4 protein-coding genes are annotated in these 13872 nt (G+C 33.0%); 2 read left to right on the forward strand and 2 right to left on the reverse strand.

Going from position 1 to position 13872, the window contains the following annotated elements; genetic code table 11:
• Positions 1-16: 16 nt before the first annotated feature.
• Together E0E45_RS05195 and E0E45_RS05200 are read left to right on the forward strand one after the other, a co-directional pair.
• Positions 17-10006: an autotransporter-associated N-terminal domain-containing protein gene (locus tag E0E45_RS05195; RefSeq protein ID WP_130890193.1), complete on the forward strand. Its 9990-nt coding sequence runs from the start codon at positions 17-19 to the stop codon at positions 10004-10006.
• Between the two features lie 391 nt (positions 10007-10397).
• Positions 10398-11903: an ABC transporter substrate-binding protein gene (locus E0E45_RS05200; protein WP_130890194.1), complete on the forward strand. Its 1506-nt coding sequence runs from the start codon at positions 10398-10400 to the stop codon at positions 11901-11903.
• A gap of 42 nt (positions 11904-11945) precedes the next feature.
• Here the strand turns inward: E0E45_RS05200 and E0E45_RS05205 are convergent, their stop codons facing one another.
• Together E0E45_RS05205 and E0E45_RS05210 are read right to left on the reverse strand one after the other, a co-directional pair.
• Positions 11946-12479, reverse strand: coding sequence for a phosphatase PAP2 family protein (locus E0E45_RS05205; RefSeq protein ID WP_130890195.1), 534 nt, complete (start codon positions 12477-12479; stop codon positions 11946-11948).
• Positions 12480-12977: 498 nt separating this feature from the next.
• Complete coding sequence (locus E0E45_RS05210) at positions 12978-13571, reverse strand: sigma-70 family RNA polymerase sigma factor (protein WP_130890196.1); 594 nt, start codon at positions 13569-13571, stop codon at positions 12978-12980.
• Positions 13572-13872 lie beyond the last annotated feature (301 nt).

Raw genomic sequence — 13872 nt, forward strand, 5'->3', positions numbered from 1 at the left:
TAGGGGGAAAGATTTTATGAGAAAGAACGACATTGAAAAATCTCTAAAGAGATTTTTGAAAAGAAAGGTCAGTTATTCTCTTTCGCTTTTGATAGCCTTCATGATAACAGGAGGAATATCTTTAGGTGCAGGAATAACAGCAGAGGAAATACAGGAAACTAAAAGCGATCTTTTAACTAGAATACAAACAGAGCGGGAAGAAATAAAAAGAAAAATAGCAGAAAATGAAAGATTAATAAAAGAATATAATTCAGATTTTGTGGAACTTGTAAGGAAAGGAGATTTTTATTCAAAACCTCTATTCAACAGTACACAAGTATTTCTTTCATATCAATACTTAGATAGTGGAAAAATGAAAGATAGAACAAATAAAGAATTTTCTGAAACTATAGATGCAATCAACAAGCATTATGGAACAAAAACTGGAAGAAGTCTTCTTAGATCTACAGGAAATATTGGAAAAGATAAAATAATGTCTGGAAATGGAGTAGCTGTTGATAATGAAAGCTTTAGTGAAACAATTAATTTAGGAGCAAATATAAAGCCATTAAATCCTGAATTGCCAGTAATAGAACCTAATATAAATGTAAGCGCATCAACACCAACAGTAAATCTGGGAACATTACCAGGAACAGTAGTTCCAGGAGTAGTGACTATCCCTACTGTAATGACTCCTACATTGGTACTGCCAGGAACACCAGCAACAGTAAGTGTAAATGTAAGTACACCAAGTGCAATATCAGCAATATCAGTGACAGCACCAGCAGTAACAACACCAACAACGCCAAATGATAAAATAATAACAGTTGCTCCACCAATAGCACCAGCAGGGTTTACTCCAGCAATAATAACAACACCAAGTAAGCCAGGAGCACCACAAGTAGTAGTTCCACAAGATTTTACTCCACCAGTAATATCATTTAATGGAACTGGTTTTGGTCAAGGAGCAGCTATAGATATGCCTAAGAGTAATATCATTATGCAGAATTATGATAGTTATACTACAAGTGCTCCTGTGATAATAACAACAGGGAATACGGGAACAACTTGGACAGGAGGAACAGTAACAGCAGTAACAAGTCCTAATGGTTCTACTTATCCTACAACAGCAGGAACATATTATTTAACTCCTGGATCTACTGGAACACGTTTAAATGCATTTATTAATGAACTTAGAGATCATAATGCTAATATTGGTGGAGAATATGTAATGAAAGATACAGGTGGACTAAACAATACTAAGATATTCTTAAGTCATAATCCTGCAGGAGTTGGTGGAATAGGAGGATCATACCAAGGGATTAATTCTCCTGGAGAGAGAAGAGCTGTATTTTCTGGAAAATTAGAGTTACAAGGAATTGCAGCTACAAATAATACTAACGTTCTAGTTGGAGTAGAGCATCAATTATGGAATTCAAATTGTCATATAGGAGCATATTCTGTATTTGAAAATAGAGGAGAAATATTATTATCTAATGGAAATAATATAATTGGAATAATGATTGATACTGAAACTTCTCCACAAGCTAATTCAGCAAGACATAAAACAATTAATACAGGGAAAATAATTATCAATAGCCAAAACAGTATAGGTATTGATTTTGGTAATTATGTTAATAACTATTTGTTAGTGGATGTTTCTGTAGGAAATATTGAAGTTAATGGGGAAAAGAACTATGGTTTAAGAATGAATGATATTCATGGAAATACATATTTTGATAATGGAGTTACAATAACTTCAGGTTTAGACTCAAGTAATGCTGCAACAAAAATTACTGTTGGAGGAAAAAATAATGTAGGGGTATCTATTACAAAATTTTTATCAAGTACAGCAAATGTTAATCCAATAGCTAATATTTCAAATTTAAATATAGAAGTTACTGGAGAAAATGTTGTAGGATTCCTGAGAAATGCTAATTATTCTACAAATAATGTTAATGATATGCTCTTAAACAGTGCAACTATAGGTACATTTAGTTTTGGAGCTGGGGCTAAAAATAGTGTTCTTGTAAGAAGTGATAAGTATGGAATTCAAATAAATAAAGATATAAGTTCTACATTAGGTTCTACAGGAAATGTATTTGCTCAGGCAACTAAAACTGGAAAAATAATAAATAATGCAGTATTAAACAGCGCTTTAGGAGGTTTTACTGGACTTCTTTCAAGTGGGACTACAGGGGCTTCTGTAGAAAATAAGGGAACTGTACAAATAACAGGAACTGGAAACAATAATGTAGGAATGGCAGTATTAGATACTTCTACTGGAAGTAATAGTGGAACTATAAAGGTTCTTGGAACAGGAAATAATAAATCAGGAATATATAATACTGGAACATTTACTATTTCTAATGGAAGCAATATAGAAGTTTCTGGTGAAGCTTCTTCAGGAATATATAATGAAAATACAGTGAATATAAGTGGAACTGTTGCTTTAAAAGGGGCAGATGGAACAACAGGAATATACAGTGATGGTGGAACAATAACATCAACATCTGGAAACAACTTAAGTATCATAATAGATGATACATCAAATCCAGCAACAAAAGGATTAGCTGTATATGCAGAAGGTGGAGCGAATGTAACTCTTGGAGCTGCTAAAATAGAAGTAAAAAATGGAGCAGCTGGAGTAGCAGCTTTTGGAGCAGCAACAAGTATCAGCCTGATAGGTTCAGAATTGAAATATTCTGGAGAGGGATATGCAGCATATTCAGATGGAAATGGAACAATCAACTTGAGTAATGCTAACTTAGAACTTTCAGGAAAAGCAACAGGAGTAGAACTTGATCTGCTTGCTCCAAAGATAATTTTAAATAACACAAAAATAACAATGATGTCAAATGATGCTACAGTGGCAAATCTAAAAAATGCTACTGGTCTTCTTTCTAATAGTTTAAAGGCTACAGTTGAAACAAATTTAGGAGCAGGAGTAACAATAGTAGATGGAACTTCTGGATTAACTACATTTGATAAATATAAGATAGCAACAGTAGATGGAGGTGATTTGACTATTGATGCCAATATGGATAAGTATAGTCAAAATGATACTACTGATGGATATTTCTATTCTAGAAGATTTCTAGGACAAAGACTTGATTTGACAGTTGATACAGGAGTTACAGTAACAAGTTCAACTGATACAGCATACGCTACTTCATACTTCAACAATCAAGTAGTAGGACTGGAGATGAACTCAAGTAAAGCAGCAACAAGTGCAGCAGATGCACAAATAAATTTAAAAACAGGTTCTAAAGTCATAGCTGACAGAACAGATGCAGGAGCTGGAGCAATAGGGCTATACATGAACTTTGGTAAAGTGGATATTGCAGCAGGTGCAGTAGTAGAGGTAGAAAAAGAAGCAAATGTTGTAAATGAAAGTGGAGTAGGAGTTTATGCAGTAAATGGAAGCACTGTAACAAATGCTGGTGAGATCAGTGTAGCAGGAAAAAATGCCATAGGAATATTAGGAATGACATATAGAGAACAGCCTATGGGAACTCCTCTTGTAGATGAGTTTGGAAGTGGGGGAATTTTTGCAAATCAAGGAAAAATAGAGATTACTAATAATCAGGATATTAAACTTGATGGAACAGGAACTATAGGTATTTATGCATATAATAACAGTGGAGGAGCAAATACAAATTCCAAAGTAACAAATGCTGGAACAATAGAGGTAGGAGAATCTACATCTACAAATGCAGCTATAGGAATCTATGGAGATAAATCCTTTATTGCCAATAATGGAAATATTAAAACAGGAAAAGAAGGAATTGGAATATATGGAATTAAAGGTTCAACTATCAGCAGTCTTGGAACTCTTACATTAGGAGCAGATGGAATTGGAGTAATGGCTGATGGAACATCAAGTATCACAGCTACATCAGTTACTCTTGCAGCAGGAGCAGGAACAGATGTGAATGGTAAAACTGGTATATTTTACAAGGGAATAGGTTCAGAGTTACAAAGCATAAATGTAGCTGTAGATGCTTCAGCTTTTGATAAAGGAACAGCTATATTTGTAGAAAAGATGAACCTGTCATCTGGAGGACAGATAGATGTAGGAAAAGATGGAGTAGGTATCTTCCTGAAAGGGAATACAAGCGCTAATACAGCAACTAACACAGGAACTATTAATCTGACAGGAACAAAAACTGGCGCTGTAGGTATGTATACAAAGTTAGGGAAAATAATTAATACAGGAACTATCAATGTAAATAATTCTACTCATATAGGAATGTACGCTGAAGGAACTGGCAACACAGTTGCCAATGGAAATATAATAAATCTTAATGTGAATAACTCTACAGGTATCTTTGTTAAAGATGGTGCAAAGACAGAGCTAAACATTGGAAATAATATTAATTTCATATCAGGAGTAACAAATAGTCTGGGAGTATTTGCAGATGAAGCTACTGTTGAATTTAAAGATAATATGTCATTTATAAATAGCAATGAAAATAAGAACATCTATGTTTATGGGAAAGATGCAGCAGTTGAAATAGATGCAGGTAAAACTGTAACAATAGATGGAATGGGAACTCCAGCAACAGCAGGAAATAAAACTGTAGGAATTTATCTTGAAAATGCTGGTACAGGAAGTACATTTACAAGCAATACAACAGGACAGCTTATTGTCCAGAAAGAAGCAGTAGGTATCTATTCAAAAGGAAATAATACTTTAAATGTAAATGTAACAGCTGATGGAGAAAAAACTACAGGAGTATTTATTGAGGATGGATCAACTATAACAGGAACTGTAACTGCCAGAGGCGCATCAGGAGTAGGAGCAGTAGGAGTATATGGAAGTAGAGGAGCTGTAACAATAGGTGCTGTAGGACTAACTCTTAATACAGATACAGATAAAGGAACAGGAATGTATCTTGCTGATGGCGCTTATGCAACTGGAGGTAAAATCACTGTAAGTAATACAGCTGCAGTTGATAATATAGGAGTATACTACAGTAAAGGAACAGCTTCAGGAACTGTAACAAATGGATCTGAAATTGAGCTTGCAGGAAATAAAAGTATAGGAATATATGCAGCAGATGGGATAAATCTTGTAAATACTAAAAATATAACATCTACAGGATTAAATAATAATATAGCTTCATATGTAGGAGGAAGCTCAACACTGACTTCAAATGGAAATATAATTATGACAGGAACAGACAACATAGGTGTATATACAGGAAAAGGAAGTGGAATAAATAATGGAACTATTAACTTAACTGGAGCAGCAGGAACATCCTCAGCAGGAATGGTAGCTAAAGCTGATGCAGCATCAGATACAGCTTCAGTAGAAAATAAGAATATAATAACTGTAGGAAATAATCTTGGAATGTATGTAGCAGGTGCTGGAACAAGTTCAGGAAAGAATACAGGAACAATAACAGCAACAACAGGAACAGGAGTATATGTAGATGGTGGAGGAAACAGCTTTGATGGAACTGGAGGAAGTATCACATCAAATGCAGTAGGAATCTATTTAAAAGATACAGATGCTAATAAAATAACTGCTGGTACTTTGAATATAAGTTCAGGAGGAGTAGGAGTATTTGGTGAGAATGCTAAGATAGATTTTGCAGTAAATGTAGCAGGAACAGGAGCAGTAGGAGTTGCAGCTAAAAATGGTTCGGTAATATCAGGAAATATAACAACTGGACAGGATTCTGTTGGAGCATATGTACTGGATAATACAGTTTCATTTAATGGATCTGTAATTACAACTGGTACTAACTCATTAAATACATCAATAGGAGTACTTCTGGCAAATGGAATAGGAACATATACTATGAACAATGTAACTGTAAATGCTAAAAATGGAGTAGGAATCTATCTGGGAACAGGAGCTAATCTTACACACAATGGTACAGTTACTACTGAAAATGGAATAGGTATCTATGTAGCAAATGGAACTACTCTTACAACAGGGACAACTGTTTTGAATGTAAAAAATGGTGGAACAGGTGTATATATAGATCAGGGAACAGCTAATCTTGGAACAACAGGAAGCCTTACATTTAACTTCTCATCAGGAGGAGGAATAGGAATATACAATAATGGTGGAACAATGAATATTGGAAGCAATATCAGTGTTACAGGATCAGGTTCTCTTGCAGCTACAAAAGATGGAAGCCTTACATCAAGTGGAACATTAAATATTGGAACAGGAGCAGTAGGACTTTTAGGAGAATATGGAGCAGCTACAACTACTCCTAAAGTAATAACAAATACAGCTTCAGGAATTATCAATGCTACTGGTGGAGGAATAGGACTTGCAGCTATAAAATCAGGAGCAGGGCCAGGAGCTGTAGTGACAATAACAAATGCAGGAACTATCAGCGCATCTGGAAAATCTATTGGAGATGACCCATCAATAGGAATATATACAGATACAGCAAATGTAGTAAATACTGGAACTATTAATGTAGGAACAAATGGAATAGGAATATACGCAGTATTTAATGGAGTAGGTATTACAGTCCAAAATGATGATATAAAGATGAATGGAAGTGATGGAATAGGAGTTTATCTGAAAGATGGAGCAGGTCTTGTATCAGGAAACAGCATTACAGGAACAGGTTCAAATAATACAGGACTTGTACTTGAAAATACAGCTGTACCAGCTTCAGTAGGAACTATCTCACTTGGAGGAAACAGTATTGGAGTAATGGCTACAGGAACAGCTACAACAGGAACAATCAATGGAAATATATCAGTAGGCGCTGGAAATAACTCAATAGGTCTTGTATCAGCAAATGGAGCTAATGTAACACTTGGCGCAGGGTCTACAGTTACAACAGGAGCTAATGGAATAGGAGTATATGTAAATACAGCATCAACAGCGGTAATAAATGATGTTTCCAAAATAAGTGTAGGGACTGAAGGAGTTTATCTTTATTCAAATGGAGGTAATTTATCATTTGCTGGAAATCTTACTGTGAATAATCAAATAGGTATAGCTGCTAATGGAGGAACTGTAACAACACTTGGAGCGACATCAATTACAGTAACAAATGGTGGAATAGGAGCATATATCAAAGGTTCTGTACCAACACTGACAGGAACTACTATTAATCTACAAAGTGGAACAGCTTCAAAATATTCAATGGGTATCTATTATGATGGGGTAGCTGGAATAGGAACAGCTCCAGTTATTAATCAAACAGGAAATTATACAATAGGAATGGTATTGAATGGTTCATCAGGTATAGCCAGTGGAGTAAGTATTACAGGACAAAATCAAGTAGGAATTATGGCACAGAATGGTTCTGGAATTACTGCTGGTGGAATAGTGTCAGTATTGGGAGATAAAAACATAGGAATTTATGGAGAAAATAGTAATATCATAGCAAATTCGGGAATTTCTGTAGGAAATTCTACATATACAACTGATAAGAGTAGTTCATCTATAGGAATCTTTATGAAAGGCGGTATATATACAGGAAGTGGGAATATTACTGCAGGAGATAACAGTATAGGGATCTATGGAGATCAGATGGCAGGAGGAAGCATAACACATCTGGGAATAGGAAATGTTATGAATCTTGGAGATAAAGCTATTGGATTCTATGGCACAGGAACATCTGGAAATATGGAAGCATCATTTACAGGTGGAACAGGAACAACTGGAGGAAACGGAACAATTGCTTTTTATGGTAAGGGAATTGATATGAAAGTTACTTCAGATATATCTCTTGGAAATGATACATCAGTAGGAATTGTAAGCCATGGAACTGGAGATGTAATATATAATGGAGCTATAAGTGTAGGAGATAAGTCTATTGGTATTTATAAAGTTGATGGAGCAGGAATAATGACAACATCAGCAGACAGCTGGAATATAGGAAAAGGTGGATATGGTATTTATGTAAACCAGTCAGGAGCATTGGAAGCAGTAGTAAATAATAATGCTAGCATGGTACTTGATACATCAGCAGTTGGAATTTTCTCTAATGGAAAGAATAAAATATATAATTCTGGAAATATAACAGTAGGCGCTACTGATTTAGGAGTATCAGGAGATCACAGTAAAACTGATGAGCATTTAAACTCTGTTGGAATGTATCTGGCAGGAGGAAGTATTGCAGAAAATACAGGAATAATCACTGTTAATCATGATCATTCAGTAGGGGTTTATGTAACAGGTACAGGAAGCTACTTTACAAATAAAGGTACTGGAGTACTGAACCTTGATGGTGGCGGAGTAGGAATACTTGTAAAAGATGGAGGAATAGCATTAAATGAAGGAACTATTACTCTTGGAACTAATCTGGCAATATGTGGAGCAGAAACTGTAGGAATGGCAGCATTTAATGGAGGGACAATTCTTAATACAGGAACTATCAATGTAAATGCTGGAATTGGAATGCTGGTGGAACATGGAGGAACCCTTAACAATACAGGAGTACTTAATGTAACTGGTGGAGTAGGAATACAAGGTGCAGGAACAGTTATCAATAAAGGAACTATCAATGTATCAGGAAGTGGAACAGAATCAAATCTTGGTGGAGCATCTGGAACAGCTAATATTGGAGCTGTAAAAATAGAATCTGATGGAACTATTACAATTAATGATCAGTATGTAGCTATTGGAGGAACATTAAATGCAGCAGGTGCTATTGTTGTAAATGGAGCTTATGTAGATGCAACAACAGGAGTACCTATGTTCAATGCTTCAAATGTAACTGGAGAAGTAAGACTGCTGTCTAACTTTGCATCTACAGGAAATGGAATTTCATATCTATTCCAAAACTTTGTAAATACAGCAGCAGGAACTATATCAGGTTCAAAACTATCTACAAAGACATCACCATTATTTGTAGCGAAGATAACAACAGATGGACATTTAGCAGTGGCAAAAAGACCATATGCTGATCTGACAATAGGAGAACAGTTTGATGCTATGGATAAGGGACTTGACAATATACTTAAAAATAGTGGTGGAAGTGGAAGAGATGCTGAAATACTAAAAGGTTTAAATGAATATTTAGATGGATTACCATCAGATCAATTTGAAAGAGAAACATCACAAAAACTTTCAGAGTTCAGAGGGGATATTTATGCAACTATTCAAGGCAGAATGCAGGATATCAATCAGGCTTTTGATAACTCTTTCTATGAACTTGAATCTTCATATAATCTGACTAAAGACAGCAGTAAATACAGTGTGATCTATACTGATGGAAAATATAGAGATTCTACATTAGGAATAGATGAATATGATTACAAGGTAATGGGACTTCTATATATGAAAGAAAAAGAAGGAGCAGAGTATGGAAGCAAATATGGATATACAATAGGATTTGCAGGATCAAAGTTTGACTTTGATGATGGTGGATCAAAAGAGGATGTATATTCACTAAGAGTAGGAGCACACAGAGTTAAAAATCTAAGTGAGGAACATAAAGTATCATGGCTGTCAAGAATAGAGCTTGGATACAATAGACATATTGCTAAGAGAAAACTTAACCTTCATGAAACATTTGAAAATAAGGGAGAGTATAATACATACTCTGTAGCACTTGATAACAGACTTACAAAAGTTATCTATACAGACTTGTCTAGACAGTTGGATGTATATGCTGATTTAGATTTGGAATATGGAAAAATAGATGACTTTAAAGAAAGCGCAGGAAGCAAAGGCGGACTTGAAGTACAGATTAAAGATAATGACTACTTAAGCGCACAGGCTGGAGCAGGAGTGAAGGCATCCCAAAGAATCTATGCAGGAAATGACATCTCAGTAAAAGTAACAGCAGATGTGAAATATGCATATGAATTTGGAGATAACTATGATGGAAACAAAGCAAGACTTAAAAATGGAGAAGAGGGATATTACAGTCTGATAACTCCAGAGGAAAGAGAAGGAAAACTGAGTGGAAAAATTGGACTTACAATAGAAAAGGCTAACCACATGGGAGTAACATTTGAAGTGGAGGCAGCAGATGAAAATCATAAAAAAGATTCATCAATTAAGTATGGAGTAAGATTCAATTACAAATTCTAATTAACAATTAAAATATTAAACTAATTAATTTTTTCAAAAAGTAAAAAACTTTAAAAGAAAAAAGGTGTAAACAGATTAATTTCTTTACGCCTTTTTTTTAATTATCTTCTTTTCAAGAAAAGAATAGAAATATTTAATTTCTTCTGGTCTTTCAAAATATAAATAATATATAATATGAAAATAAGTGAATTAAAAATTTAAAAAAAGAAAATAATTTAGTCATAAATTTAAGAATTTAAGAGTATAAAAAAACAAAACAATCACTTTGATGAATGGGTATAATACAAATAATAAATGTGACATATTCATGCTATTTATTTGCTATTAGTGTTCTTTTCTGATAGACTTATCTAAATTGAAGCAGAAAATAAATATATTAGGGGGAATAATTATGAAGAAAGTATTGTGGATACTATTGCCACTCTTACTGCTTATTGGTTGTGGAAAAGAAAAAGCAGCTGAAGCAGGAAAACCGAAAGAAAATAAACTGATATACAGCCAGAGTAGTGAAACAGTGACACTTCATCCACATGAAGCTACAGATGTGTATTCTAGAAGAATAATTTCAAATATCTTTGACAGACTTATAGAAACTAATGAGAAATTAGAAATAGTTCCTGGATTGGCAGAAAGTTGGGAACAAGTAGATCCTTTAACATTAAAATTCAATTTAAGAAAAGGAGTTAAGTTTCAAAATGGAGATGAATTTACTTCTGAAGATGTAAAATATACATTTGAAAATGCTAAAAAATCTGCAAAAGTAGGAACTTTATATTCAATGATAGATACTGTAGAAACTCCTGATAAATATACAGCTATATTTAAAACAAGTACACCATCAGGGTCTCTTATGCATCACTTAACACATATAACTGCTTCAATTCTTAATAAAAAATACTATGAAACTACAGAAAATACTAATCATAATCCACTTGGAACTGGGGCTTATGCTCTTGTAGAATGGAAACCTGGGGATTATATGACTCTTAAAAGAAATGATGATTATTTTAGAGGGAAACCTGCTATAGAAATAGTTGAAGTAAGAGCAGTACCTGAAGAGAACAGCAGAGTTATTGCTATCGAAACAGGAGAGCACCATATAACAGGTGATATAGACTCTATAGGCAGAAAGATCCTTGCAGGAAGAGAAGACGTAAGAATAGAGGAAATAAGCTCTCTGGGAGTTGCTTATTTAGGAATCAATACTTCTAAAGGAGCATTGCAGGATGTGAGAGTTAGAAAAGCTATTGCTATGGGAATAAATAGAGATATTATTATAGACTCAGTTTTAATGGGAGCAGTAGAAAAAGCTAATAGTCTTCTTGGACCAGGAGTGGTAGGATATTCAAAGGATACAAAGCCTTTTGAGTATAATCCAGCAGAGGCTAAGAAATTATTAAATGAAGCAGGATATGAAACTCTTGATCTTACTATAGTAACAAGTAACAATGATCTAAGAAAACAAATGGCTGAAATTATGCAAGCTCAATTAAAAGAAATTGGAATAAATATAAAAATAGAAATACTAGAATGGGCAACTTTCTTGAATACTACTGGAAGCGGAAAGAGTGATTTATTTATGATAGGATGGTCAAATTCATCAGGAGATGCTGATTATGGACTTACACCTATGCTCCACAGCAGTATGAAAGGAAACTCTGGAAATAGAAGTTTCTTTGACAATAAAGAATTTGACACATTATTAGAAGAAGGAAAAGTGGAATTAAATCCTCAAAAGAGAGCAGAAATTTATGCAAGAGCTCAGGACGTTATGAACAGAGAAGTACCAATTCTTCCAATTTACTTTATGCCAGCAAGTGCAGGAATAAGGAAAGAAGTAAAGGGATTTGTACAATCACCAATAAATAATCCTACATTTTATAAATTATCATTTTAAAACAGAATAAAAAAAGCTCCCCCAAATTTAAGGGGAGTTTTTTTATATTTGAACAAATTTATTATATAATTTTACTGAAATTATTCCTAATATACATCCAATAAAAGCTCCTATTATGACATCACTAGGAAAATGAACAAAAAGATATAATCTTGAAAACCCTATTAAAAAAGCAAGAATAAAAGCAAATATACCCCATTTTTTATTCTGGGAAATTATCACAGTGGAAGAAGAAAAAGAAGCCATTGTATGTCCAGAAGGAAAAGAAAAATCTTTTGGAGCTGAAATTAGCAATTGTGTAAAATTAACCAAATCAAATGGTCTTATTCTCTTTACTAAAGGTTTGAGAATAATATTTCCAGTTAAAGCACAAAGGAAAATTCCTATAAAAATCATTATTCCAATTTTTCTATATTTTTTTATTAATATAAAAATACAGGCAAGTGCTATCCAGAAAAATCCTAAATCACCTAGTCTTGTCACCATTGGGATAAACTTATCCAGAAAAAGATTTCTATGGTGTTCCTGAATAAAAAATAAAATTTTAATATCAGTAGATTCAAAAAGTTGAAACATTATTCCTCCTGGTATTTTAAAAATATATCTGATAATTACTGTACTAATATTCACATAAAATAATTTTTTTATTAAAAGAATATCCCCATCAAATATTATTTTAACATTATAACACAAGAAATATTTTAAGTAAATCAAGAGAGGTATAAATATTTAAAAAACAATAAGAATAAAATTAAAAAATAAAGTATAGGATAGAAAGTCCACTAAAACGTGTAAAAGTGAAAAAATAGATTTAATCAATGAAAAAAATAATAATTTAATTTAAATTTTTATTAAAAATATGGTATAATATTAGAAATTTAATTTAGGTATTTTAGACTTATAGGGGGAAGCAGATAATTGAAGGTAAAATTATTTTTAATTATGTTGGGAATAGGACTTATGGGAGTAGTTGTGGCTGAACTGCTGTTTTTAGAAAAACTAATGGTAATTTAAATTTAAAAGAACCAATCCCTTTACAGAGTATTATATACTTTGTAAAGGGATTTTTCTTTTCTATTCCTTTTCATATTCTTCAATAAAGTTTTTAAGTTTTTTCTTTATTCTTTGAATACTATTGTCTACAGACTTTAACTCTCTTCCAGTTTTTTCTGCTATTTCAGTATAAGTCATCTCAGCAAGCATATATTCAAAAATCTCATTCTCCATAGGGCTTAAATGTGTTTTTAAATATTTGTTCAGATATTTCATCTTTTCTTTGCTTAGATAGATTTCTTCTGGATTGTAAAAATTAAATGACTTATTGTCATATGTAAGATCTGCTTCATCTTCATCATCTGAAGAAGTAGAAACCGCCATATTTAATATTCTGTTTTTTCCAGAATTGGAATTTTTTAAAGCTGTTATGATCTGACGTTTGATACATAATAGAGCAAAGGTTGTAAAAGAAGCATTCTTATTTTCATCATAAGCGTTAATGGCTTTTAAAAGCCCAATCATAGCTTCCTGCATAACATCTTCTCTATCACCACCATGAAAGAAATATTTTTTTGTTTTGAAGATCATAAGTTGTTTAAAACTTTCAAAGATTTGTTGTATGGCGTCTTCATCACCATCTTGTGCGGCATGAATAGTATGAATATTTATCATTTTTTTCCTCCTTAAGTAAATTAAGTTTATGTATAAAATGATAAAATCTTCTCCCAGTATTAATATAGAAACATTTAACGACTATATTATATAGAAAAATAAATTTTTTTCAATAGAAAAATAAAAAAATATATAGAAATATAAAATTACTTTTGTAATATTATCAACATAAAAATACTAAAAAAACAGACAACGAGCTGGTTTGTGAACGAAAGTAGATTAAAAAAATCATATTTTTTTTGTATACGAAAAAAATTTTTATATTTTTTTGAAATGGTTTTGTTTGTTTAAAAAAAATACA

The organism is Fusobacterium ulcerans ATCC 49185 (assembly GCF_900683735.1).
In the GTDB taxonomy this organism is placed as follows: domain Bacteria; phylum Fusobacteriota; class Fusobacteriia; order Fusobacteriales; family Fusobacteriaceae; genus Fusobacterium_A; species Fusobacterium_A ulcerans_A.